The organism is Pseudoxanthomonas sp. SGNA-20, assembly GCF_003931635.1.
Taxonomy (GTDB): domain Bacteria; phylum Pseudomonadota; class Gammaproteobacteria; order Xanthomonadales; family Xanthomonadaceae; genus Pseudoxanthomonas.
This window is the reverse complement of the sequence record NZ_RRYK01000010.1, coordinates 29306-52622: the sequence shown is the minus strand read 5'-3', so window position 1 is coordinate 52622 and position 23317 is coordinate 29306. Positions and strand designations below refer to the sequence as shown.

The 23317-nt window shown below is 72.4% G+C and carries 22 protein-coding genes; 18 read left to right on the top strand and 4 right to left on the bottom strand.

What is annotated here, in order from left to right; genetic code table 11:
• Positions 1-84 precede the first annotated feature (84 nt).
• The 15 genes from sufC (at position 85) to EIM48_RS13975 (ending at position 16630) form a co-directional block, all read left to right on the top strand.
• On the top strand, positions 85-849 hold the full coding sequence (gene sufC / locus EIM48_RS14045) for a Fe-S cluster assembly ATPase SufC (protein WP_019397566.1): 765 nt from the start codon (positions 85-87) through the stop codon (positions 847-849).
• Complete coding sequence (gene sufD / locus EIM48_RS14040; RefSeq protein WP_125111924.1) at positions 849-2156, top strand: Fe-S cluster assembly protein SufD; 1308 nt, start codon at positions 849-851, stop codon at positions 2154-2156. Before sufC ends, sufD begins: the two co-directional genes overlap by 1 nt.
• A complete protein-coding gene (locus EIM48_RS14035; protein ID WP_125111923.1) occupies positions 2153-3418 on the top strand; it encodes a cysteine desulfurase in 1266 nt (421 codons plus the stop codon). Before sufD ends, EIM48_RS14035 begins: the two co-directional genes overlap by 4 nt.
• A gap of 94 nt (positions 3419-3512) precedes the next feature.
• Complete coding sequence (locus EIM48_RS14030) at positions 3513-4055, top strand: GNAT family N-acetyltransferase (protein WP_019397569.1); 543 nt, start codon at positions 3513-3515, stop codon at positions 4053-4055.
• Positions 4052-4381: a non-heme iron oxygenase ferredoxin subunit gene (locus EIM48_RS14025; RefSeq protein WP_125111922.1), complete on the top strand. Its 330-nt coding sequence runs from the start codon at positions 4052-4054 to the stop codon at positions 4379-4381. The genes EIM48_RS14030 and EIM48_RS14025 overlap by 4 nt, the downstream gene beginning before the upstream one ends.
• Before the next feature lie 688 nt (positions 4382-5069).
• Positions 5070-7292: a TonB-dependent receptor gene (locus EIM48_RS14020; protein WP_233581704.1), complete on the top strand. Its 2223-nt coding sequence runs from the start codon at positions 5070-5072 to the stop codon at positions 7290-7292.
• Positions 7293-7331: 39 nt separating this feature from the next.
• Positions 7332-8072 (top strand): tetratricopeptide repeat protein, encoded by a 741-nt coding sequence (locus EIM48_RS14015; RefSeq protein WP_125111921.1) that lies wholly within the window; start codon positions 7332-7334, stop codon positions 8070-8072.
• Between the two features lie 3 nt (positions 8073-8075).
• Positions 8076-8753: a Fe2+-dependent dioxygenase gene (locus tag EIM48_RS14010; RefSeq protein WP_019397574.1), complete on the top strand. Its 678-nt coding sequence runs from the start codon at positions 8076-8078 to the stop codon at positions 8751-8753.
• A gap of 167 nt (positions 8754-8920) precedes the next feature.
• Positions 8921-9274, top strand: coding sequence for a hypothetical protein (locus tag EIM48_RS14005; RefSeq protein ID WP_028915331.1), 354 nt, complete (start codon positions 8921-8923; stop codon positions 9272-9274).
• A 121-nt stretch (positions 9275-9395) separates the two neighbouring features.
• Positions 9396-11864, top strand: a complete 2469-nt coding sequence (locus tag EIM48_RS14000) for a TonB-dependent receptor (RefSeq protein ID WP_125111920.1) — start codon at positions 9396-9398, stop codon at positions 11862-11864.
• Between the two features lie 131 nt (positions 11865-11995).
• Positions 11996-12613, top strand: coding sequence for a PepSY-associated TM helix domain-containing protein (locus EIM48_RS13995; protein ID WP_232211010.1), 618 nt, complete (start codon positions 11996-11998; stop codon positions 12611-12613).
• Positions 12614-12626: 13 nt separating this feature from the next.
• A complete protein-coding gene (locus EIM48_RS13990; RefSeq protein ID WP_019398132.1) occupies positions 12627-13139 on the top strand; it encodes a DUF2271 domain-containing protein in 513 nt (170 codons plus the stop codon).
• A gap of 17 nt (positions 13140-13156) precedes the next feature.
• On the top strand, positions 13157-14020 hold the full coding sequence (locus EIM48_RS13985) for a DUF4198 domain-containing protein (RefSeq protein WP_019398133.1): 864 nt from the start codon (positions 13157-13159) through the stop codon (positions 14018-14020).
• Between the two features lie 10 nt (positions 14021-14030).
• On the top strand, positions 14031-15014 hold the full coding sequence (locus EIM48_RS13980; RefSeq protein ID WP_125111919.1) for an FAD:protein FMN transferase: 984 nt from the start codon (positions 14031-14033) through the stop codon (positions 15012-15014).
• Positions 15011-16630 carry a sulfite reductase flavoprotein subunit alpha gene (locus tag EIM48_RS13975; RefSeq protein WP_125111918.1) on the top strand — a complete coding sequence of 540 codons (1620 nt, stop codon included), beginning with the start codon at positions 15011-15013 and terminating at the stop codon, positions 16628-16630. Before EIM48_RS13980 ends, EIM48_RS13975 begins: the two co-directional genes overlap by 4 nt.
• On the opposite strand, the gene EIM48_RS13970 is transcribed toward EIM48_RS13975, so the two are convergent.
• Both EIM48_RS13970 and EIM48_RS13965 read right to left on the bottom strand, forming a co-directional pair.
• Positions 16624-17235: a HutD family protein gene (locus tag EIM48_RS13970; RefSeq protein ID WP_028915335.1), complete on the bottom strand. Its 612-nt coding sequence runs from the start codon at positions 17233-17235 to the stop codon at positions 16624-16626. The genes EIM48_RS13975 and EIM48_RS13970 overlap by 7 nt on opposite strands.
• 225 nt (positions 17236-17460) lie before the next feature.
• On the bottom strand, positions 17461-17841 hold the full coding sequence (locus EIM48_RS13965) for a helix-hairpin-helix domain-containing protein (protein WP_125111917.1): 381 nt from the start codon (positions 17839-17841) through the stop codon (positions 17461-17463).
• Between the two features lie 210 nt (positions 17842-18051).
• Here EIM48_RS13965 and EIM48_RS13960 point away from each other — a divergent pair, with 210 nt between their 5' ends.
• The 3 genes from EIM48_RS13960 (at position 18052) to murU (ending at position 21379) form a co-directional block, all read left to right on the top strand.
• Positions 18052-19557: a M20 family metallopeptidase gene (locus EIM48_RS13960; RefSeq protein ID WP_019398138.1), complete on the top strand. Its 1506-nt coding sequence runs from the start codon at positions 18052-18054 to the stop codon at positions 19555-19557.
• A 125-nt stretch (positions 19558-19682) separates the two neighbouring features.
• Positions 19683-20687: a phosphotransferase gene (locus tag EIM48_RS13955; protein WP_125111916.1), complete on the top strand. Its 1005-nt coding sequence runs from the start codon at positions 19683-19685 to the stop codon at positions 20685-20687.
• Positions 20684-21379, top strand: coding sequence for an N-acetylmuramate alpha-1-phosphate uridylyltransferase MurU (murU, locus tag EIM48_RS13950; protein WP_019398140.1), 696 nt, complete (start codon positions 20684-20686; stop codon positions 21377-21379). Before EIM48_RS13955 ends, murU begins: the two co-directional genes overlap by 4 nt.
• A gap of 47 nt (positions 21380-21426) precedes the next feature.
• Here murU and hda read toward each other — a convergent pair whose 3' ends face one another.
• Together hda and EIM48_RS13940 are read right to left on the bottom strand one after the other, a co-directional pair.
• Positions 21427-22140, bottom strand: a complete 714-nt coding sequence (gene hda / locus EIM48_RS13945; RefSeq protein WP_125111915.1) for a DnaA regulatory inactivator Hda — start codon at positions 22138-22140, stop codon at positions 21427-21429.
• On the bottom strand, positions 22137-23315 hold the full coding sequence (locus EIM48_RS13940) for an AI-2E family transporter (RefSeq protein ID WP_019398142.1): 1179 nt from the start codon (positions 23313-23315) through the stop codon (positions 22137-22139). Before EIM48_RS13940 ends, hda begins: the two co-directional genes overlap by 4 nt.
• Between the last annotated feature and the right edge of the window lie 2 nt (positions 23316-23317).

Below are 23317 nucleotides of genomic sequence, written 5' to 3'. Positions count from 1 at the left end.
CGCGAGTGTCCCCTTCCTCCGGCCCCCGGCGCCTTCCGGATCCAATCCCGAATACCGAATCCCCAATCCCGAATCCCCAATCCCATGCTCAAGATCGAAAACCTCCACGCCAGCGTCGCCGGCAAGGAAATCCTCAAGGGCCTCTCGCTGGAGGTGAAGCCGGGCCAGGTGCACGCCATCATGGGCCCCAACGGCGCCGGCAAGTCGACGCTCGGCAACATCCTCGCCGGCCGCGACGGCTACGAGGTCACCGCCGGCTCGGTCGAGTTCGACGGCCAGGCCCTGCTGGAACTGGAGCCGGAGGAGCGCGCCGCCGCCGGCCTGTTCCTCGCCTTCCAGTACCCGGTGGAGATCCCGGGCGTGAACAACACCTACTTCCTGCGCAGCGCGCTCAACGCCCAGCGCAAGGTGCGCGGCCAGGACGAGCTGGACTCGATGCAGTTCCTCAAGCTGGTGCGCGAGAAGCTGGCCGTGCTGCACCTGAAGGACGAACTGCTGCACCGCGGCGTCAACGAGGGCTTTTCCGGCGGCGAGAAGAAGCGCAACGAGATCTTCCAGCTGGCCGTGCTCGAGCCGAAGCTGGCGATCCTCGACGAGACCGACTCGGGCTTGGACATCGACGCGCTCAAGACCGTGGCCGACGGCGTCAACGCCCTGCGCACCGCCGAGCGCTCGTTCCTGGTGATCACCCACTACCAGCGCCTGCTGGACTACATCAAGCCGGACGTGGTCCACGTGCTGGCCGACGGCCGCATCGTCCAGACCGGCGGCCCGGAACTGGCGCTGGAACTGGAGAAGCACGGCTACGCCTGGCTCAAGGACCGGGTCGCCCCGGAACGGGTGGCGTAATGGCCGCGCTGCTGGAATCGTTCCGCCAGGGCTTCGATGCCCTGCGCGCGCCGGAGGCGCAGGAACTGGGCCCGGGCCGCCGCGCCGCGCTGGAGGCGCTGCTGGCCGACGGCCTGCCCGGCCCGCGCGAGGAAGCCTGGAAGTACACCCCGCTGCGCGCGCTGGAGCGCCGCAGCTTCGCCCCGGCGGATACCACCCCGCCGGCGTTCGACCCGGCACTGGTCGAGGGTATTCCCGCCCCGCGCCTGGTGTTCGCCAACGGACGCTTCGACGCCGCCCGCAGCGACCTGTCCGGCCTGCCGGACGGCGCCAGCGTGGAGGCGCTGTCGCAGGTACTGGAGCGCGGGCAGCCGCGCGACGCCAACTTCCTGCTGCGCCGCTACGAGCGCCGCGACGAGGTCTTCGCCCGCGCCAACGCCGCCCTGGCCGAGGACGGCGCGGTGGTGCGGCTGGACGCCGGGGTGCGCCTGCCCGCGCCGCTGCACCTGGTGTTCGTGGGCGTGCCGCAGGACGGCGACCGCGCCTGGCACCTGCGCCACTTCATCGACTTGCGCGACGACGCGGCGCTGGACATCGTCGAGCACCAGCTCGGCGCCGGCGACCACGCCCACCTGGCCAACGACGTGCTGCACCTGCATGCTGGCAAGCGCGTGCTGGTCCGCCACGTCCGGGTCCAGGCCGACGCCGCCCGGGCCACCCGCTTCGCCCGCACCGACGCGGTGCTTGCGCGCGATGCGCAGTACCGCCGCTTCGACCTGGAGCTGGGCGCCGGGCTCAGCCGCAACGAACTCAACGTGCGCCTGGAGGGCGACGGCGCCCGCCTGACCGCCAACGGCGTGCTGCTGGGCAGCGGCCGCCGCCATGTCGACACCCGCCTGGGCATCGAGCACATCGCCCGCGACACCGCCTGCGACCTGCTCTGGCGCGGCATCGCCGACGGCCGCAGCCGGGTGGTGTTCCACGGCGGGATCAACATCCGCCCCGGCGCCGACGGCACCGACGCCAGCCTGTCCAACAAGAACCTGCTGCTGTCGGCCGACGCCGAGATCGACACCCAGCCGGTGCTGGTGATCGACGCCGACGAGGTCAAGGCCGCGCACGGCGCCACCGTCGGCCAGCTCGACGCCAACGCGGTGTTCTACCTGCGCTCGCGCGGCGTGCCGCTGGCCGAGGCGCAGCGCCTGCTGACCGTGGCTTTCTGCCGCGAGCCGCTGGGCGCGCTGGAGGACGAGGGCCTGCGCCAGCTGCTGCTGGACCGCCTCGACGCGGCGCTGGCCACTGCCCTGGGCGGCGGGGTGGCGGCATGAACGGGATCCCCGCCGTGCACGACGCTGCCCTGCCCGGCCACCCCGGCGCGGTGGACTGGGAGCGGGTGCGGGCCGACTTCCCGCTGCTGATGCGCGAGGTCCACGGCCACCCGCTGGTGTACCTGGACAATGCCAACACCTCGCAGAAGCCGCTGCCGGTGGTTGCCTCGCAGGACGAGTTCTACCGCCGCCACAACGCCAACGTCAGCCGCGCCGTGCACGCCCTTGGCACCGAGGCCACCGAGGCGTACGAGGCCTCGCGCGCGCGCCTGGCGCGCTTCCTCAACGTGCGCGCCGACGAGGTCGTGCTGTGCAGCGGCACCACCTTCGCCATCAACCTGGTGGCGTACTCGTGGGCGCTGCCGCGGCTGAAGCAGGGCGACACCATCCTGGTGTCGCGCATGGAGCACCACGCCAACATCGTGCCCTGGCAGCTGGTGGCGCAGCGCACCGGGGCGAAGATCAAGGTCGCCGAGATCCTGCCCGACGGCAGCCTCGACCTGGACGGCCTCCACCGCGCGATGACCCCGGACGTGAAGCTGCTGGCCGTGGCCCACGTATCCAACGTGCTGGGCACGCTCAACCCGGTGCGCGAGATCTGCCGCGAGGCGCGCCGCCGCGGCATCGTCACCGTGGTCGACGGCTCCCAGGCCGCGCCGCACCTGAAGCTGGACGTGGCCGCCATCGGCTGCGACTTCTACGCCGTCACCGGCCACAAGATGTGCGGCCCCACCGGCACCGGCGCGCTGTGGGCGCGGCGCGAGCACCTGGAGTCGATGCCGCCGTTCATCGGCGGCGGCGAGATGATCAAGGAGGTCAGCTTCGACGGCACGGTGTTCAACGACCCGCCGCACAAGTTCGAGGCCGGCACCCCCAACATCGCCGGCTTCGTCGGCCTGGGCGTGGCCATCGACTACCTCGACGCGATCGGCATGGACGCGATCGCCGCGCGCGAGGCCGAACTGCTGGCGCACGCCACCGAGGCGCTGCAGGCCATCCCGGGCCTGCGCATCTTCGGCACCGCGCCGGGCAAGGCCGCGGTGATCTCGTTCCTCGTGGAGGGCGCGCACGCGCACGACCTGGCCACCCTGCTGGACCTGGAAGGCGTGGCCGTGCGCTCGGGCCAGCACTGTGCCCATCCGCTGCTGCAGTACTACGGCGTGGCCGCGACCCTGCGCGCCTCGCTGGCGTTTTACAACACGCACGAGGAGATCGACCGTTTCGTCGCCGCGCTGGAAAAGACCCGCCGCCTGCTCGCCTGAGCGGCGGCGCCCGGCCCGTTGCTCCGTCCGCCGGGCCGCCGCGCACGGCCGCCCGCGGGCTGCCGGCCGGCACGCCCCGGCCTAGAATGCGCGGATGGACGCACTGACCTTCCGCCACGCCACCCACGCCGACATCCCCGCCATCGTCGAACTGGTCACCTCCGCGTACCGCGGCGAGAGCAGCCGCAAAGGCTGGACCACCGAGGCCGACCTGCTGGACGGCCCGCGCATCGATCCGGACGTCCTCGCCACCGACCTCGCCCGCCCGCGCAGCATCGTGCTGCTGGCCGAGCGCGGCGGCGCGCTGCTGGCCTGCGCGCACGTGGCCGAGGAGGACGGCGCCGGCTACTTCGGCATGTTCGCGGTGCGCCCGGAGCTGCAGGGCGGCGGCCTGGGCAAGGCGGTGCTGGCCGAGGCCGAGCGCATCGCCCGCGAGGACTGGGACCTGCCGGTGATGCGCATGACCGTGATCGACGTGCGCGACAGCCTGATCGCCTACTACGGGCGCCGCGGCTACCGCCGCACCGGCATCCACAAGCCCTTCCCCTACGGCGACGAGCGCTTCGGCATCCCGCTGCGCGACGACCTGCGCTTCGAGGTGCTGGAGAAGCCGCTGCACGCCGGGGTGGCGGCATGAGCGAGACCTGGACCTTCGTCTGCGCCCCCGGCGAGCTGCTGCCGGGCGAGATGCGCACCGTGTTCGACGAAGTCACCGATACCCCGATCCTGGTGGTCAACCTCGACGGCGAGCTGTACGCGCTGGAGGACCGCTGCAGCCACGAGGACTACGAGCTGTCCGCCGGCTCGGTGGATCCGGCCGAGTGCAGCATCGAGTGCGTGCTGCACGGCGCCCGCTTCGACCTGCGCGACGGCCGCGCGCTGTGCGCCCCGGCCTACTCCCCGGTCCCCAAGTTCCCGGTGAAGCTGGACGCCACCGGCATCTGGACCCGCGACGACCGCTGACGATCGCGCCGATTTACCTTGTGAATGGGAATTAATCTCATTAAGATGGCGGGACAACCTTCCCGGTCCCGCCCTCTTGCGCCGCATCCAGTCCCATTGCCGCCCCCTGCGCACGCTGGCCCGCGCCGGCGTGCTGGCCGCCATCCTCATGGCCGCGGCTGCCGCGAGCGCGGGCCAGGCGCAGGCCCATGCCCTGGCGCTGCTCGTGCGCGCCTGCATGCACGCCCCCGCGCACGGCGGGGATCCGGGCCTGCTGCCGCCACTCCCGGTTGCCATGGTGGCGGACCCGGCCGGCGCTGAGCCGGCCGCCCTGCCTCAGCCTTCCGCCTCCCCCACGCCCCCGGCCAGGGCCGTACCGGCGGCCGCGGCCCGGTTCCCGGCCGCCAGCCGGCCGTGGTACCGGCCACCGCGTGGCGGCGCGCCACCCCAGCAGGCCTGAGCCTGCACTGCCCGCGCCCGCACCGCCGGTCGCCCCGCGGCAGGCGCCATCCGCTTCCCTCCCCGATTCCGGCAGCCGCCGCCAGCCGGTGCGTACCGACCCGTTCCGCGTACCGCCGCCATGCGCGTCCTGCCACCCCCTGTCCCCAAGGATCCATCGGTGTCCTACATCAAGTCCCGCAAGCACCCGGTCCCACGTTCCACCTCCGCCCTGCCCGGCGCCTCGGTCCTGGCCGGCGCCTCGCTGGCCATGCTCGCCGTGCCGGCGCAGGCCGCCACCCCGGCCGATGCCAACCCGGAACCGGCCGCGACCGACCTGGACCGCGTCGACGTGCGCGGCAGCTGGTTCAACCCGTCCTCGTCCAAGTTCACCGCCGACCTGGTGGACACGCCCAAGTCGGTCTCGATCATTCCCCAGGGCCTGCTGGAGCAGACCGGCGCCACCAGCCTGCAGGACGCCCTGCGCCTGGTGCCGGGCATCACCTTCGGCGCCGGCGAAGGCGGCAACCCGACCGGCGACCGCCCCTTCATCCGCGGCTTCGACGCGCAGAGCAACACCTTCATCGACGGCCTGCGCGACGTGGGCTCGCAGACCCGCGAGGTGTTCAACCTCGAGCAGGTCGAGGTGGTGAAGGGCCCCAGCTCGGCCTACGGCGGCCGCGACTCCGGCGGCGGCAGCATCAACCTGGTCAGCAAGACCCCCAGGCTCAAGGACGAAACCAGCATCGGCCTGGGCGTGGGCAGCGACGGCTACCGCCGCGGCACGGTCGACGCCAACGTGCAGATCGGCGAAGGCAGCGCCGCGCGCCTGAACCTGATGCGCCACGATGCCGACATCCCCGGCCGCGACGCGGCCAACGTCTCGCGCTGGGGCGTGGCCCCCTCGCTCGCCTTCGGCCTCAACGGCGACGCCCAGCTGATCCTGTCGCACTACCACCTGGAAACCGACGACCTGCCCGACGCCGGCGGCTTCCCGTACTCCAACCCGCTGTCCGGCGCCAACGCCGTGCTCAACGGCGACGGCCGCCCGCTGGTCCCGGACCGCAGCAACTACTACGGCCTGAAGGACCGCGACTTCCAGCGCACCCGCGCCGACATCACCACGGTCGACGCCAGCTTCGCCCTGGGCGAGCACAAGCTGCGCCAGGTCCTGCGCTACGGCGAGACCCGCAACGACTACCTGTGGACCCAGCCGGACGACAGCAAGGGCAACCCGCTGCTGTACGGCACCCTGTGGCGCCGCACCAACAGCCGCGACACCACCACCCGCACCCTGGCCGACCAGCTGAGCCTGACCGGCAGCTTCCGCACCGGCGCGCTGGCCCACAGCTACAGCGCCGGCATCGAGTACAGCGACGAGAAGACGCGCCGCGGCAACTACATCCTGGCGCCGGGCACCAACAACTTCCTGACCGGCGACACCAGCTGCCCGACCACGGGCGCGGCCACCGGCTACAACTGCACCGACTTCCGCCATCCCAACCCGGACGACCCCTGGTCGGCCGGGCAGACGGTGACCCGCAGCAACCGCGCGCTGGACGTGCGCCAGGACACCGAGACTACCTCGCTCTACCTGTTCGACACCATCGAGCTTTCGCCGTCCTGGCTGCTCAACCTGGGCCTGCGCTACGACGACTTCCGGACCGTGCAGGTCACCCCGTCGGCCAACGCCGCGCCGACCGTGCTGCGGCACGGATCCGACTACCTGAACTACCAGGCCGGCGTGGTGTTCAAGCCGACCCGCAACGGCAGCATCTACCTGTCCTGGGGCACTTCGTCCACGCCCCCGGGCATGGACGGCGGCGACGGCTCCGACGGCCTCAGCGCCGCGATCCAGGACCTCAAGCCCCAGGAAAGCGAGAACATCGAGCTGGGCCTGAAGTGGAACCTGCTCGACGACCGCCTGTCGCTTACCGCGGCCGCGTTCCACACGGTGATGGACAACGCGCGCATCACCGTCGCCAGCGGCACCACGCAGAACGCCGGCAAGAAGCAAGTCGACGGCGTGGAGCTGGGCTTCAACGGCAGGCTGACCGACAACTGGAACGTGTCCGGTGGCTACACCTGGATGGACGCCGAACTGGTGGAGAACGGCTACGTCTGCGCCGTGCCTGGCCGCACCTGTCCCGGCGGGGTCTACGTGCCCTCGCCGTACAACGGCAACGTGTTCCCGAACGTGGCCGAGCACAGTGCCAACCTGTGGACCACCTACAGCTTCGCCTCCGGCCTGACCATCGGCGGCGGCGCCACCTACTCCAGCAAGCAGTACGGCGACGCGGCCAACAGCAAGTGGATCCCCGGCTACACCCGCTGGGACGCCATGGCCAGCTATGCCTTCGGCCAGCGCTACACCCTGCAGCTGAACCTGCAGAACCTGACCGACGAGCTGTACTTCACCCGCGCCTACGCCTCGCACTACGCCAGCATCGCGCCGGGCCGCGCGGCGACCCTGACCTTCAACGTGAAGTTCTAATGCCCGCGGGGCGGCAGGCCACCTGCCGCCCCCCGTCCGATGGACACGCCTCCCGCCAGCGCCACACCGCCCGCCTTCGACGCCCAGGCCCTGGCCGGGCTGCTGAAGGACGCCCCGGAACAGGCCTTTGCCGAGGTCGCCCGCCTGGCCAGGGCCGGCACGGTGGCGGCGCAGACCCTGCTGGCGCAGATGCTGGTGGAAGGCCGCGGCACCGCGCGCGACCCGGAGGCGGCCGTGCTCTGGTACCAGGTGGCCGCCAACAACGGCGACGCCCTGGCGATGAACATGCTCGGCCGCTGCCACGAGCTGGGCGAAGGCACGCCCGCCAACCCGGCCCTGGCCGCGGTCTGGTACCGGCGCGCGGCCGGGCTGGGCCTGGACTGGGGCATGTACAACCTGGCCAACCTGATGGCCACCGGCCGCGGCCTGCCCCGCGACGAAGCCGGCGCCTACGCCCTGTACGCGCGCGCCGCCGCGCTGGGCCATGCCAAGTCGATGAACCTGGTGGCCCGCTACCTCGAGGAAGGCCGCGTGGTGCCGGCGGACCCGCAGGCCGCGCTGGACTGGTACCGCCGCGCCGCAGAGGCCGGCGATTTCCGCGGCCAGGCCAACCTGGCCTCGATCCTGCTGCAGCAAGGCGAGGTCGCCGCCGCGGTGGCCCTGCTGCGCCAGGCCCTGGCCCATGGCAGCCCGGCGTTCCTGGAACGCATCCGGCCGGAGCTGGCCACCTCGCCCCATCCCGAAATCCGCACACTGGTCGCGGCCCATGCACCGGAGTAAGCCATGCTGCTGCATATCCCCGAAGTCCTGACCAGGGACCAGGTCGCCGGATTCCGGCGCAAGCTGGAACAGGCCGACTGGACCGACGGCCGCGAGACCGTCGGCCACCTCGGCGCCCAGGTGAAGCGCAACGAGCAGCTGCCCGAGTTCTCGCCGCTGCGACGCGAGCTGGGCGAGGCCATCCTCACCGCCCTGGCGAAGCATCCGCTGTTCTTCAGCGCCGCGCTGCCGCTCAAGTACCTGCCGCCGCGCTTCAACCGCTACGCCGGCGGCGGCACCTACGGCTTCCACGTCGACGGCGCGGTGATGGACCTGGGCCAGGGCGAGCAGCTGCGCAGCGACGTGTCCTGCACCCTGTTCCTCAGCGACCCGGAGGAATACGACGGCGGCGAGCTGTTGGTCAGCGATACCTATGGCGAGCACGAGGTGAAGCTGCCGGCCGGCGACCTGATCCTGTACCCGTCCACCAGCCTGCACCAGGTCAACCCGGTGACCCGTGGCGCACGCCTGGCCTCGTTCTTCTGGATCCAGAGCATGGTCCGCGACGACGGCCGCCGCCGCCTGCTGTTCGAGCTGGACAGCTCGATCCAGGCCCTGCGCCGCAGCGGCGCCGACCAGGCCGCGGTACTGCAGCTGACCGGCGTGTACCACAACCTGCTGCGGCAATGGGCCGAAACCTGAGCCAGACGGGACCCGTTTTCCGTTGCATTTGAGAACCATTCCCGTTTAAGATGCCACGGTCGGCCCAGGGCCGCGCATCGGGGAAATGTGTGAACAGGCTCCAGCACTCCGTCCAGGCCCGCCCGTCCGTGGCGGCTCCGCCGCATCCGCGCAGCGGATCGGCGGCCGTGGCGGTGCTGACCGCGCTGCTGGCCATGCTGGTGCTGGCCACCGGCCTCCTTCTCCGCCCGGGCAACGCCAGCCTTCCCCCGCACCACGCCCCTTCGGTACACGCTGTCGATGCCGCCCCGGACGTCCCGGACACCCGGGGCGAGCACCGCCGCGCCCCGGCCAGGAAGCCGCGCCCGACCGGCTCCGCGCAAACCGTCTCCGGCGACGCTGCCGCCCTGCCGTGGCCAGGCCTGGCCGTCGCGCGTGCGCGCACCGCCGGCCCCTGCCCCGCCGCCGCCCGCACGGCCGGACCCGCGCACCCGGATCCCGCGCTGGCCCTGCACCCCGGCCAGGCCCCGCCCACGGCCTGATGCCCCGGCGCCACCCGTCCCGGGCGGCCGCCTCCCCCATTTCCTGCAGACCCACGCGCCACCGGGCCGTCCCGGCCGCGCCCAGGCATGCGCCCACCCAGGCACATACCAGACCACCCTTATGCCGAAACGACTGCTCCCGTCCCGTCCCGCCACCCTGGCCCTGGCCATGGCCGCGATCCTGGCCGCTCCCGCGGCGCTGGCCGATCCGGCCCCCGCGCCGGCGGCCAAGGACCTCGACGCCGTCGTGGTGACCGCCACCGGCTTCGAGCAGAAGATCGTCGACGCTCCGGCCAGCATCAGCGTCATCACCCGCGAGGACCTGGCCCGCCGCCCCTACATCACCCTGCTGGACGCGGTCCGCGACCTGGAAGGCGTGGATATCGGCGAGACCCGCGACAAGACCGGCCAGGGCACGATCTCCATGCGCGGCATGGGCCCGGACTACACCCTGGTCCTCATCAACGGCCGCCGCCAGAATAACCACGGCGACATCTACCCCAACAACTTTGGCGGCAACCAGTTCAACCACATCCCGCCGCTGGACGCGATCGAGCGGATCGAGGTGATCCGCGGCCCGATGTCGACCCTCTACGGCGCCGACGCCATGGGCGGGGTGATCAACATCATCACCCGCAAGGGCCTGGACACCTGGGCTGGCTCGCTGACCCTGGGCCGCACCTTCGAGACCGACCACGCCTACGGCGACGACTCCACCGCCGACTTCCACCTCACCGGCCCGCTGCTGCCCGGCAAACTGGACCTGTCCGTGCGCGGGAGCTGGTACAGGCGCGACGCCTCCAACCCGGTTTACGGCGACGTGACCGATCCGTCCGGCGAGCGCCACAGCCGCGCCCTCGGCTTCGGCGGCGGCGGCAAGGCGGTGGACAACACCAACAAGGCCGGCGGCATCAGCCTGGCCTGGGCCCCGACCGACAGCCAGGGCCTCACCCTGGACGTGGACACCTCGCGCCAGGAATACGACAACGCCATCCGCACCAACGACGAGGGCGTGGAGGAATACCCGGTCGGCACCGTGGACAACCACGGGGCGATGCTGCGCATCGGCAACAACGGCCGCATCGAACCGCGCGCCGGATACGCCCCGACCCAGGAATTCACCCGCGACAGCTGGGCCCTGACCCACGAGGGCAGCTGGTCCTTCGGCAACAGCCTGGTCTCGCTGGCCTACGTGGAGACCGACAACAGGGGCCGCACCCTGCCCTTCACCGTGGCCGAGCGCCGGCAGCTGCAGCAGCTGTGGAACGCCGCCTGCACCAACCTGGGCGGCAGCGTCGGCGCCGGCGGCTACTGCGCCCCGGGTGCGGCGATCGGCTTCCGCAACGCCAATGCCTGGAACAACCAGTCCGAAGCGCAGAAGCTGGCGATCATGCAGGCCAACCTTTCGCCGGAGCAGTACCGGCAGCTGCTGGCCTACCTGCCGCGCCCGCCGCGCACCCTGGAAAGCAGCCAGTACACCCTCGACGCCAGGCTCGACATCCCGTTCCAGGCCGCTGGCGAACACGTGGCCGTGGTCGGCACCCAGGTCGTGCGCGGCGAGCTGACCGACGGCGTTTTCGGCATGGAGGCCGGACGCCCGGGCGGCAGGCAGGAACACAACATGCACTCACTGTTCGCCGAGGACACCTGGAAGCCGGTCGAGCGGCTTTCGCTGACCGGTGGCATCCGCTACGACGACCACGAGGTGTTCGGCAGCCACGTCAGCCCGCGCCTGTACGCGGTGTACACGGTGAGCCCGGCCTGGACGCTGAAGGGCGGGGCCAGCACCGGCTTCAAGACGCCCAAGACCACCCAGCTGTACGACGGCGTGGTCGGCTTCGGCGGCCAGGGCACCTCGCCGATGTTCGGCAACCCGGCGCTGCAGCCGGAAACCAGCACCAGCTACGAGCTGGCCGCCTACTGGCAGCACCCGGACGGCCACGACTTCAACGCCACCGTCTTCCGCAACACCTTCGACGACAAGATCTCCTCGCAGCCCTGCGGCAACGGCCTGGCCCTGGCCTGCTCGGACACCGGCGAATACGCCGGCCTGGGCTACGCCAACAGCACCCGCACGGTGAACATCGACAAGGTGGTGATCCAGGGCGCCGAGCTGGCCGGCCGCTGGCAGGTCGGCGAGGCCTTCGCCCTGCGCGGCAACTACACCTGGACCGACAGCGAACAGCGCAGCGGCGCCCAGGCCGGGCTGCCGCTGGGCGAGAGCGCCAGGCACATGGCCAACGCCACCTTCGACTGGCAGGTCAGCGATGCGCTCAGCCTGTTCCTGGCGGCCGAATCGCGCGGCAAGCGCTACCGCGGCCTCCACGCCATCACCCAGGAGCCGCTGTACTACCGCGACTACACCGTGCTGCACCTGGGCGGCGCATGGCGGATCAGCGAGGCGGTGACGCTCAATGCCCGCATCAACAACCTGCTGGACCGCGACTTCACCACCTACGCTACCGAGTTCCGCGACCTCGATGGCGACGGCGTGTACGAGGACGGCACCAACGAGGTGCTGTACCTGGACGACTACAACAACAAGGACAAGGCCCGCAGCGTCTGGATGAGCCTCAACGTGCAGTTCTGAGCGGGCGGGGCCTGGGTCAACCATCCGGCCCCGCGAGCGTTAACCGATGAGAATCGTTCTCGACCGCTATACTCCCCTGCCTTCCCCGACCCCCTGCAGACGTGCCCGCAACTCCGACCCGCAACGACCCCGTGACCGCCCAGCGCAGGCGCGGCTTCTGGTTGCGCACGCTGCACCAGTGGCACTGGATCAGCTCGGCGGTGTGCCTGGTGGGCATGCTGCTGTTCACCGCCACCGGCATCACCCTCAACCACGCCGCGCGCATCGAGGCCGCGCCGCAGGTCGACAACCGCAGCGCACGCCTGCCGGAACCGCTGCTGCAGGCGCTGGCAGACGCGCCGGAGGAAGGCAACGCGCCGCTGCCTCCGGCGGTGGCCGCGTGGCTGGCCGAGGAACTGTCGGTCGGCGCGGGGCGGCGGCCGGCGGAGTGGTCGCAGGACGAGGCCTACCTGTCCATGCCCTCGCCCGGTGCCGATGCCTGGCTGAGCATCGACCGCACCACCGGCGAGGTCGAGTTCGAGCGCACCGAGCGCGGCCTGGTCTCGTTCCTCAACGACCTGCACAAGGGCCGCAACGCCGGGCCGGCCTGGGGCTGGTTCATCGACGTGTTCGCCATCGCCTGCCTGGTGTTCTGCGTCACCGGCCTGTTCCTGCTGCACCTGCATGCGCGGCAGCGGCGCATGACCTGGCCGCTGGTCGGCCTGGGCCTGGTGGTGCCGCTGCTGCTGATCCTGATCTTCATCCATTGACGAGGTACGACCGATGCGCGCCAAGCTGCTGTTCGCGGTGACCGGGCTGCTGACCCTGCCGGCCTACGCCGCGGAGCTGGAAGTCTCGGTGGAGATTCCCAAGCTCAACGTGGCCGAGTACCACCGCCCCTACGTGGCGGTGTGGATCGAGGGCGCCGACGGCAAGGCCGCGGCCGATCTGGCCGTGTGGTACCAGCTGAAGGACACCGCCGAGGGCCACGGCACCAAGTGGCTGCCGGACCTGCGCCAGTGGTGGCGCAAGTCGGGGCGCAACCTCGACCTGCCGGTGGACGGCGTCACCGGCCCGACCCGCCCGGTCGGCAGGCACACGATCAGGGTCGACGCCAACGCGCCGCAGCTGAAGAAGCTGTCCGCCGGCGAATACACCCTGGTGGTGGAGGCGGTGCGCGAAGTCGGCGGCCGCGAGCTGCTGAAGATCCCCTTTACCTGGCCGGCCCGCGGCGCCCAGTCCGGCAAGGCCCAGGGCAGCAGCGAGCTCGGCGCGGTCAGCCTGGCGATCAAGTGAATCCAAGGAGCCCAACGATGAAGAAACATGCGTTCGTCCTCGCCCTGGCGCTGGCGTTGCCCTTCTCCGCCGCCGCGCACAAGCAGTGGCTCGTGCCCTCCCAGGCCACGGTCGCCGGCCAGGACGTGTGGGTGACCTTCGACGCCGCCGTCTCCAACCAGCTGTTCTTCCCCGACCACGTGCCGATGCGCCTGGACAACGTGGTCGCCACCGCCCCGGACGGCAGCCAGGTGCCGCTGCAGAACGCCAGCACCGGCAAGTACCGCAGCACCTTCGACCTGCACCTGCAGCAGGAAGGCACGTACCGCATCGCCAACGTCAACCGCGGCGTGTCGGCCAGCTGGGATACCGCCGAGAGCCTGGCGGCCAAGGCGAAGGCCAGGGCCGAGGGCAAGCCGGTGACCGGCCCGGGCGCGCCGCGCGGCGGCTTCCTGCGCAACGCCAGGCCCGAGGAGCTGGCGGCGAAGATCCCGGCCGACGCGCAGAACGTGCAGGTCACCGAGACCCTCGGCCGGGTGGAGACCTTCGTCACCAACGGCCGCACCACCGACATCAGGCCGCTGGGCGAGGGCCTGGAGCTGGTGCCGGTGACCCATCCGAACGACCTGTTCGCCGGCGAGGAGGCGAAGTTCGTCCTGCACGTCGACGGCAAGCCGGCCGCCGGCCTGGAGGTCGAGGTGGTGCGCGGCGACACCCGCTACCGCAACGCCCAGGAAGAGATCCGCGCGACCAGCGGCCAGGACGGCAGCATCGCCATCACCTTCCCGCAGCCGGGCCGCTACTGGCTGGAAGCGTCGACCGAGGACGGCAACACCCGCGTGCCGAAGGCCAGCAAGCGCCGCCTGGTGTACGTGGCGACCCTGGAAGTCCTGCCGCAGTAAGCGCCGGTCCATGGGCACCACGCAGCCGGCTGCCGCCGCGGGCCTGGCCAGCCTCGGCGGGCAGACCATGGGCACGTCCTGGAGCGCGCGCGTGGCCGTGCGCGCCTCCACCGACCTGCACGCCCTGCACGCCATCGTGCAGGGCGCGCTGGACGAGGTGGTGGCGCAGATGAGCACCTGGGAAGCGGATTCGGACATCAGCCGCTACCGCCGCGCCGCGGCCGGCAGCTGGCAGGCGCTGCCGGAAGCCTTCGCCCGGGTGCTGGAGGCGGCCCTGGACGTGGCCCGGGCCAGCGGCGGCGCGTTCGATCCCACCGTCGCCCCGCTGGTGGAACTGTGGGGCTTCGGCGCCGGCGGGCGGCCGCCGCGGGTGCCACCGCCGCAGCTGCTGACCGAAACCCGTGCGCGCACCGGCTGGCAGCGGCTGCAACGCCGCGCCGGCGGCCGCGAGCTGCTGCAGCCTGGCGGCCTGGCCCTGGACTTCTCCGCCATCGCCAAGGGCTTCGGTGCCGACCTGGCGGCCGAGCGCCTGCGTGCCGGCGGCGTGGCCGCGGCCCTGGTGGAAGTCGGCGGCGAGATCCGCGCCTACGGCCGCAAGCCCGACGGCAACGCCTGGCAGGTGCTGGTGGAAGCCGAACCCGACCTGGAGACCCCGGTGGCGCAGCTGCCGCCGCGGGTGCTGGCGCTGGAGGACGCGGCAGTGGCCACCTCCGGCGATCGCTGGCACCACTTCGAGCACGCCGGCCAGCGCTATTCCCACACCTTCGACCCGCGCAGCGGCGCGCCGGTGCACCAGGCCGCGGCCGCGGTCACCGTGGTGGCCGCCGACGCCATGCACGCCGATGCCTGGGCCACCGCGCTGACCGTGATGGGCGCCGAGGCCGGACTGCACTTCGCCGGGGAGCACGGCCTGGCCGCGCGCTTCGTCAGCCGCACCCCCGCCGGCCCGGTGGAAATGATGACCCCGGCATTCCGCCGCCACCTGGCCGCATGAATCCCGCCTCCGGCTCCAGCCGCACCGCGCTGTTCGGCCAGCTGGCGCTGCTGGCCCTGCTGCTGCTCGCCGCGTGCCTGCTGCTGCCGCTGCATGGCGACGACTGGTGGCCGGCCGCGCCGTCCGCGGACCGCCGCTGGCTGGCGGCCGCCATCGCCGCCGCCTGGCTGCTGGCCACCGCGCTTTGCCTGCGCAACGGCAGGTCCGCGGCGCCGGCGAGCGCGGCCTCCACCGGCGGCGATGCGGTGCTGGTGGCCTGGGCCAGCCAGACGGGTTTTGCCTCCGCGCTGGCCGAGCGCAGCGCCGCGATGCTGCGCGCGGGCGGTCGCGAAGTGGTGGTGCTGCCCCTGGACCAGGTCGACGCCACGCGACTGGCCGCGACCCGCCGTGCCCTGTTCGTGGCCAGCACCACCGGCGAGGGCGATCCGCCCGACCATGCCCTGGGTTTCCTGCGGCGGATGGACGACCGCGACCTGGCCCACCTGGAATACGCGCTGCTGGCCCTGGGCGACCGCAACTACGCCGCGTTCTGCGGCTTCGGCCGCCAGCTGGACGCGTGGCTGCGCGACCGCGGCGCGCTCCCGCTGTTCGACCGGGTGGAGGTGGACAACGCCGACGAGGCCGCGCTGCGCCGCTGGCAGTACGAGGTGGCGCGCATCGGCGGCGATGCCGCGGCCGCGGACTGGAGCGCACCGGCCTACCACCCGTGGCGCCTGGCCGCGCGCCAGCTGCTCAACCCCGGCAGCCAGGGCAGCCCGGTGCATGCGCTGTCGCTGCAGCCGGCCTCCGGCGCGCTGCCGGCCTGGCAGCCCGGCGACATCGCCGAGATCGGCCCCGGCCATCCGCCACAGCAGGTTGCCGCGTGGCTGGCGGCCACGGGCCTGGATGGCACCGCGCAGGTGGACGCCGGCGATGGTCCGCAGCCGCTTGCCGGCCTGCTTGCGCGCAGCGTGCTGCCCGATCCGGACGGCGTGCGCGGGCTGGCCCCGCAGGCCCTGGCCGCGCGCCTGCAGCGCCTCCCGCACCGCGAATACTCGATCGCCTCGATCCCGGCCGAGGGCCGGCTGCAGCTGCTGGTGCGCGAGATGTACCGCCAGGACGGGACGCCCGGCCTGGGCAGCGGCTGGCTGTGCCGCCACGTCCCCGTGGGCGGGACCGTGGACCTGCGCTTGCGCAGCAACCCCGGCTTCCACCCGCCGGCCGCGGACCGCCCGCTGGTGCTGGTCGGCAATGGCACCGGCATCGCCGGCCTGCGTGCGCACCTGGCCGCGCGCATCGCCGCCGGCGCGCGCCGCAACTGGCTGCTGTTCGGCGAACGCAACGCGGCCTGCGACCTGTTCTTCGGCGACGAGCTGCGCCGCTGGCAGGAGGCGGGCTGGCTGGAACGGATGGACCTGGCCTTCTCCCGCGAGGGCGACCGCGCCTATGTGCAGGACCGCCTGCGCGCCGCAGCCGCCGAACTGGCCGCCTGGGTGGACGCGGGCGCGACCATCCTGGTCTGCGGCAGTGCCGGCACCATGGCCCCCGCCGTGGACACGGCCCTGGCCACGATCCTGGGCGCGGAACGGCGCGACGCCCTGCGCGAGCAGGGACGCTACCGCCGCGACGTCTACTGAGCCGCCGCCGCGGCCCCGGCCCGGCGCACGCGCAGCAGCAAGGCCTCGCCAGCCCCGTCCAGCAGGAAGCGCTGCCGCGCGGGCGCGGCCAGCCAGGCGCTGTCGCCGGTTTCCAGGTCGAACTCCACGCCGTCCGCGCCCACCCGCGCCCGCCCGCCCAGCAGGTACACGGCCCAGGCGGTGGCGGCATCGCAGAAGCAGAACATGCCGCCCACCAGCGGCCGGTGCAGCAGGTCCACCTCCAGCACGTCCGGGCGCCACATCGCGTTGAAGGCGCGCACGGGTGGGCCATCCAGCGGGATCCCGGTGACGGCCCGGTCGCCGGCAAAGCGCAACCGCTGGTGCGGCGGCAGCAGGGTCGCCTGCCCGCCATCGGCGAATTCCAGGCGCAGCCCGTCGCCGGACAGCAGCACCTGCTCGCGCTCCACGCCCGGCAGGGACGAATACGCCGCTGCCTCCTCGATATCGGCAATCGACAGGCTCAGGTCCCAGTTGCCCTCCGCCGGCAGGCGCAGGATGCGGCGGGTCCAGCCGGCGCCGTTGTGCCAGCGCTCGCGGACGTACTCGTGGGCCGGCAGGTGCCTGGCGGGACCGAAATCGGGCATGCGCCGATTGTGCCGCAGCACCGGCTGCGCATGGCAGCGGATCGCAGCCCGGCGGTGCTTCCCCACCGGACAAGGCAAGCGAAAAGATGCCGCCCGGCCGCACCTCCCTGTGCGGCGCGGACGGCCAACTGCACTGACGCCTTGCCTGGCGTGCAGTTTCCGGACGGCGCCTCCCTGCGACGCCCGGGCATCGGACACCTGCGCCGCGCCACGGCGCAGGCGTGCTCAGCGTCGCGCCACCGCCGGGTTCGCCGACGCCTGCTCCGGTGCCTTGCCTGCAGCCGGGGCCGCGGCGGGCCTGGCCGGAGCGGTGGCCGCCTTCGCCGGCGCGCCGACGGTGATCAGGTCGCGGTTGCGCTCGATCGTCTTCAGGCCAATGCCCTTGACCAGGGCCAGCTCGTCCACGCTCTTGAACGGACCATTGGCCTTGCGATGGGCGACGATGGCCTCGGCCTTGGACGGGCCGATGCCGACCAGCACGGCCTCCAGCTGCGCGGCCGAGGCGGTGTTGATGTCGACCTTGTCGGCGGCCGAGGCGGTGAACACCGCGGCCACCATCAGCAGCAGCGTCAGCAGCAGCGGACGCGGATGGGAAAGGAACTTCATGGCGACACTCCCTTGTAGCGGTTGGATGGCACCCGGGGGCTGGCGTCCTGCCGGCCGGTTCCCGGTAGCCGCAGTCTGGACCGGGCCGTGGGCGGCCGCCATCGCCGCGCAGCGCATTGCGTTGACCGGGAATGCTGCATTCATCTGTAGGAAATCCCCGCCCCACGCCGGGGCGTAGAATGGCGCCATCCAATTTTTCCCGGAGTTTCCATGGACATCGCACGCCTCGACCCCGCCGCCGCAGCGCGTTTCATCGGCGCCAAGTGGGACGACGACATCGTCCCGCAGCTGGTCGAGTACATCCGCATCCCCAACAAGTCGCCGATGTTCGACAAGGACTGGAAGGCCAACGGCCACATGGACGCGGCGGTGAAGCTGATGGAGTCCTGGGCGCGCGCCCAGCCGATCCCCGGCCTGCAGGTGGAAGTGGTCGAGCTGGAAGGCCGCACCCCGCTGATCTACGTGGAAGTGCCGGCCACCGGCCCCGAGTCGGGCGACGACACCGTGCTGCTGTACGGCCACCTGGACAAGCAGCCGGAGATGACCGGCTGGGATCCGGACCTGGGTCCGTGGAAGCCGGTGCTGCGCGGCGACAAGCTCTACGGCCGCGGCGGCGCCGACGACGGCTACGCGATCTTCGGCTCGCTGGCGGCGATCCTGGCCCTGCGCGAGCAGAACATCCCGCACGCGCGCTGCGTGCTGCTGATCGAGGCCTGCGAGGAGTCCGGCAGCTACGACCTGCCGGCCTACGTCGACCACCTGGCCGCGCGCATCGGCAAGCCCTCGCTGGTGGTGTGCCTGGATTCGGGCTGCGGCAACTACGAGCAGCTGTGGTGCACCACCTCGCTGCGCGGCCTGGCCGGCGGCAACCTGACGGTCAAGGTGCTCAGCGAAGGCGTGCACTCCGGCGACGCCTCCGGCGTGGTGCCGTCCAGCTTCCGCCTGCTGCGCCAGCTGCTGTCGCGGATCGAGGACGAGGACACCGGCCGCATCATCCTCGAGGGCCTGCACGTGGAGGTCCCGGCCGAGCGCGTGGAGCAGGCGCGCAAGGTCGCCGAGACCCTGCGCGACGAGGTCTTCAGCAAGTTCCCCTTCCTCAAGGGCATGAGCGCCATGTCCGACGACCCGGCGGAGCTGGTGCTCAACCGCACCTGGCGCCCGGCGCTGTCGGTCACCGGCGTGGACGGCATGCCGCCGCTGGCCTCGGCCGGCAACGTGCTGCGCCCGTACACCGCGGTGAAACTGTCGCTGCGCCTGCCGCCGACCCTGGACGGCAAGAAGGCCGGCGAGCTGCTCAAGGATGTGCTGCTGAAGGATCCGCCGAACGGCGCCCACGTCGAGCTGGAGCTGGAGAAGGCCTCCACCGGCTGGAACGCCCCGGCGCAGTCGCCGTGGCTGACCGAGGCGATCGAATCGGCCTCGCAGGCCGCGTTCGGCAAGCCGGCCATGTACATGGGCGAAGGCGGCTCGATCCCGTTCATGGGCATGCTCGGCGAGAAGTTCCCCGGCGCGCAGTTCATGATCACCGGCGTGCTGGGCCCGCACTCCAACGCCCACGGCCCGAACGAGTTCCTGCACATCCCGATGGGCAAGCGCGTGACCCAATGCGTGTCGCACGTGATCGCCGAGCACTACCGCGCCAGCCTGCGCGGCCAGACCACCGGCGTCGGCGCGGTGGCCGGCGGCGAGCAGCACGGCGGCCACGGCTGCTGCTGATCCGAAGGCAAGCTGCATGACGCGAAGCGCCGGGCAACCCCCGGCGCTTCGCGTTTGCGGCGCCGGCGCCTCGCCGCGGACGCGCGCGGCGATTACCCTGTGCCGATCCCCGCCGACACCCACGCATGAACCCGCAAACCGCTTCCCAACGCGAGCTGCAGCGCCTGGCCTGGGCGCGCGCCGCCCTCGGCGATCCGGCCGCCACCCTCGAGCGTGCCTCCACCGACGCCGGCTTCCGCAGCTACTGGCGCAGCCACGGCGCCGGTGCTTCGCGGATCGTGATGGACTCGCCGCCGGGGCTGGAGGACGTGCGTCCATGGCTGGCCATGCGCGACCTGCTGGAAACCGGCGGCGTGCGCGTGCCGCAGGTGCTGGCGCGCGACGTCGAGCAGGGCTTCCTGCTGCTGGAGGACCTGGGCGGCCCGACCCTGGCCCAGGTCATCGACGACGGCAACGCCGATGCCTGGTTCGACGCCGCCGTCGGCCAGCTGCTGAAGCTGCAGGCGATCGCCCCGCCGCCGGCGATGGGCGTGTTCGGCGAGGCCCTGCTGCAGCGCGACGCGGGCCTGTTCGAGGACTGGTTCCTGCGCACCCACCTGGGCATCGAGCTGGATTGCGGCGAGGCCGAGGAGCTGCAGCTGGTGCAGCGCCGGTTGATGGACAACGCCCTGGCCCAGGCGCGGGTGGTCGTGCACCGCGACTTCATGCCGCGCAACCTCATGCCGGTCGAGCCCGGCCCGGCGGTGCTGGATTTCCAGGACTGCGTGGTCGGCCCGATCGCCTACGACCCGGTGAGCCTGTTCAAGGACGCCTTCCTGTCCTGGCCGCTGGAACGGGTCGATGGCTGGCTGGCGCGCTACCACGGGCGCGCCGCCGCGGCCGGGCTGCCGGTGCCGCCGCTGCCGGTGTTCCTGCGCGACGCCGACTGGCTGGGCGTGCAGCGGCACCTGAAGATCCTCGGCATCTTCGCCCGCCTGCACCACCGCGACGGCAAGACCAGGTACCTGGTCGACGCGCCGCGCTTCATCGCCTACCTGGACGAGGTGCTGCCGCGGCACCCGCAGCTGCAGCCACTGCAGCGCCTGCTCGATGCCCGCATCCGCCCGGCGATGGCGGAGGTGGCCGCATGAAGGCGCTGGTCTTCGCGGCGGGCCTGGGCGAACGCATGCGCCCGCTGACCCTGCACACGCCCAAGCCGCTGCTGGAGGCCGGCGGCAAGCCGCTGCTGGCCTGGCACCTGGAGAAGCTGGCCGCGCTGGGCGTGGACGAGGTGGTGGTCAACACCTCCTGGCTGGCCGAGCGGTTCCCCGGGATGCTCGGCGACGGCAGCCGCTGGGGCCTGCGCCTGCATTACAGCTACGAGGGCCCGGAACCGCTGGAAACCGGCGGCGGCATGCTGCATGCCCTGCCGCTGCTTGGCGACGGCCCGTTCATCGCGGTCAACGGCGACATCTGGACCGACTACGACTTCGCCCGGCTGCCGCGCCAGCCGCGCGGCGACGCCCACCTGGTGCTGGTCGACAACCCCCGGCACCACCCCGGCGGCGACTTCGTGCTGGACGACGACGGCCGCGTGCATGCCGATGGCGGCGCCAGGCTGACCTTCTCCGGCATCGGCGTCTACCGCCCTTCGCTGCTGGCCGGCTGGCGCGCGACCGTGGACGGCGATCCCGGCAACCCGCCGCGCTTCAGGCTGGCACCGCTGCTGCGCCGGGCCATGGCCGCCGGGCGCGCCAGCGGCGAGCACCACCGCGGCCGCTGGACCGATGTCGGCACTCCGGAGCGGCTGGCAGCACTGGACCAGGCCCTGCGCGCGGACTGAGCGCGGCCGCAGGACCCCGGACACCCGGATACGGGGACGGCGCCGGCTCAGCCGGCGTCGAGCAGGCCGCGCAGGAACGGCACCGTCACCCGCCGCTGCGCCGCCAGCGAGGCCCGGTCGATGCGCTCCAGCAGGCCCAGCAGGTGGCCCATGTCGCGCCCGGTGCGGGTCAGCAGCCAATCGATCGCCGCTTCCTCCAGCACCAGCCCGCGTCGGCGGGCGCGGTCGCGCAGCACCGCGCGGCGGCCCTCGTCGTCCAGCGTATGCAGGGCGACGCGGGTGCACTGGCCCAGGCGCGAGCGCAGGTCCGGCAGCACCAGCGGCAGCGCCTGCGGCGCGGCGGTGGCCAGGTACAGCACGGAAGTACCGGCGGCGCGCATGCGGTTGTGGAAATCGAACAGCGCGACCTCGTCCTCGCGGTCGCCGGCGATGGCCTCCAGCCCGTCCAGCGCGACCACGTCGGCCTCCTGCGCCTCCAGCGCCTCGCGCAGGCGGCCGCGCGCGGCGCGCAGCGGCAGGTAGGCCGCGCGCCGGCCGGCACCCTCGGCCTCGGCGCACACGCCCAGGCCCAGGTGGGTCTTGCCGGCGCCGCTGGCGCCCTCCAGGTAGATCCAGTCCGCGCCGGGCAGCCGCGCCAGGTCGCGCAGCTGTTCCAGCGCGCCGGCCGGGGCGCCGATGTAGCTCTCCAGGCGCTGCTCGGGCGGGTAACGCAGCGCCAGCGGCAGTTGCGGGGTGCCGGCCTTGCCGGGGGGAACGCTCACGCCTCCGGGCCCTGGCCGCGCGCGGGCGGCTGTTGCGGCGGTTCCGGCGCGCGTTCCGGGAAGGGACCGAGCACGATCGAGGGCGAGCCCTGGCCGCCCATGTACAGCCCGCTCTGGCGGTAGCGCTCGGCGGCGAAGCGCAGCAGCACGTTGATCACCGCCGCCGCCGGCAGCGCGATCAGCATGCCGAGGAACCCGAACAGCTGGCCGCCGGCCATCACCGCGAAGATCACCGCCACCGGATGCAGGCCGATCTTGTCGCCGACGATGCGCGGGGTCAGCACATAGCTCTCCAGCAGCTGGCCGACGGTGAACACCACGCCCACCAGCACCAACAGCCGGGTATCCAGGCCCTGGGCCTGGACCAGCGCCGCCACCACCGCCAGGACGATGCCGGTGGTCGCGCCCAGGTAAGGAATGAAGCTGATCAGGCCGGCGACCATGCCAATCAGCAAGCCCAGCTTGAGCCCGGACAGCTGCAGGCCGATCGCGTAGATCGCCCCCAGCGCCAGCATCACCACGAACTGCCCGCGCAGGAACGCGGCGAGCACGTCGTTGGACTCGCGCGCCAGGCGGGTGACCGTATCCAGGTGGTCGCGCGGGACCAGGGCCGCGACCCGCTCCACCAGCAGGTCCCAGTCGCGCAGGAAGTAGTAGGTCAGGATCGGCAGCAGCACCAGGTTCACCACCCAGGCCACCATCGCGAAGCCGGAGCGGGAGATGTAGCCGAACACCGCGGTGGCGAAGCCACCGGCCTGCTGCCAGTGCTCGCGCACCCATTGGACCAGCCGCTCCGGATCCAGCCACACCATCAGTTCCAGCCCGGTGCGCGCCTCCAGCCACGGCACCGCGGTCTGCACGAACCAGTCGCGGTAGGCCGGCAGCGACTCCACCAGGGTGCGCACCTGGCGTTCGAGCATCGGCACCAGGATCAGCAGGGCCAGCACCAGCAGCAGGGTCATCAGCCCGAACACCAGGGCCACGGCCACGTTGCGCGAGCGCCCGGCGCGCTCGAGGCGGTCGACCAGCGGGTCGCCCATCCAGCCCAGCAGCGCGCCGAACACGAACGGGGTCAGGATCGGCGCCAGCAGCCAGACGACCCACAGGCCGACCAGCCCCAGCACGATCCACTTGAGCTGCTGCAGGAAGCGCGCGATCTCCGCTTGCCCGTCCATCG

What these genes read in the sequence shown, in the direction of transcription:
- sufC (WP_019397566.1), top strand. Translation starts at nt 85, where the DNA reads ATGCTCAAGATCGAAAACCTCCACGCCAGCGTCGCCGGCAAGGAAATC.
- sufD (WP_125111924.1), top strand. Translation starts at nt 849, where the DNA reads ATGGCCGCGCTGCTGGAATCGTTCCGCCAGGGCTTCGATGCCCTGCGC.
- EIM48_RS14035 (WP_125111923.1), top strand. Translation starts at nt 2,153, where the DNA reads ATGAACGGGATCCCCGCCGTGCACGACGCTGCCCTGCCCGGCCACCCC.
- EIM48_RS14030 (WP_019397569.1), top strand. Translation starts at nt 3,513, where the DNA reads ATGGACGCACTGACCTTCCGCCACGCCACCCACGCCGACATCCCCGCC.
- EIM48_RS14025 (WP_125111922.1), top strand. Translation starts at nt 4,052, where the DNA reads ATGAGCGAGACCTGGACCTTCGTCTGCGCCCCCGGCGAGCTGCTGCCG.
- EIM48_RS14020 (WP_233581704.1), top strand. Translation starts at nt 5,070, where the DNA reads ATGCTCGCCGTGCCGGCGCAGGCCGCCACCCCGGCCGATGCCAACCCG.
- EIM48_RS14015 (WP_125111921.1), top strand. Translation starts at nt 7,332, where the DNA reads ATGGACACGCCTCCCGCCAGCGCCACACCGCCCGCCTTCGACGCCCAG.
- EIM48_RS14010 (WP_019397574.1), top strand. Translation starts at nt 8,076, where the DNA reads ATGCTGCTGCATATCCCCGAAGTCCTGACCAGGGACCAGGTCGCCGGA.
- EIM48_RS14000 (WP_125111920.1), top strand. Translation starts at nt 9,396, where the DNA reads ATGCCGAAACGACTGCTCCCGTCCCGTCCCGCCACCCTGGCCCTGGCC.
- EIM48_RS13990 (WP_019398132.1), top strand. Translation starts at nt 12,627, where the DNA reads ATGCGCGCCAAGCTGCTGTTCGCGGTGACCGGGCTGCTGACCCTGCCG.
- EIM48_RS13985 (WP_019398133.1), top strand. Translation starts at nt 13,157, where the DNA reads ATGAAGAAACATGCGTTCGTCCTCGCCCTGGCGCTGGCGTTGCCCTTC.
- EIM48_RS13980 (WP_125111919.1), top strand. Translation starts at nt 14,031, where the DNA reads ATGGGCACCACGCAGCCGGCTGCCGCCGCGGGCCTGGCCAGCCTCGGC.
- EIM48_RS13975 (WP_125111918.1), top strand. Translation starts at nt 15,011, where the DNA reads ATGAATCCCGCCTCCGGCTCCAGCCGCACCGCGCTGTTCGGCCAGCTG.
- EIM48_RS13970 (WP_028915335.1), bottom strand. Translation starts at nt 17,235, where the DNA reads ATGCCCGATTTCGGTCCCGCCAGGCACCTGCCGGCCCACGAGTACGTC.
- EIM48_RS13965 (WP_125111917.1), bottom strand. Translation starts at nt 17,841, where the DNA reads ATGAAGTTCCTTTCCCATCCGCGTCCGCTGCTGCTGACGCTGCTGCTG.
- EIM48_RS13960 (WP_019398138.1), top strand. Translation starts at nt 18,052, where the DNA reads ATGGACATCGCACGCCTCGACCCCGCCGCCGCAGCGCGTTTCATCGGC.
- EIM48_RS13955 (WP_125111916.1), top strand. Translation starts at nt 19,683, where the DNA reads ATGAACCCGCAAACCGCTTCCCAACGCGAGCTGCAGCGCCTGGCCTGG.
- murU (WP_019398140.1), top strand. Translation starts at nt 20,684, where the DNA reads ATGAAGGCGCTGGTCTTCGCGGCGGGCCTGGGCGAACGCATGCGCCCG.
- EIM48_RS13940 (WP_019398142.1), bottom strand. Translation starts at nt 23,315, where the DNA reads ATGGACGGGCAAGCGGAGATCGCGCGCTTCCTGCAGCAGCTCAAGTGG.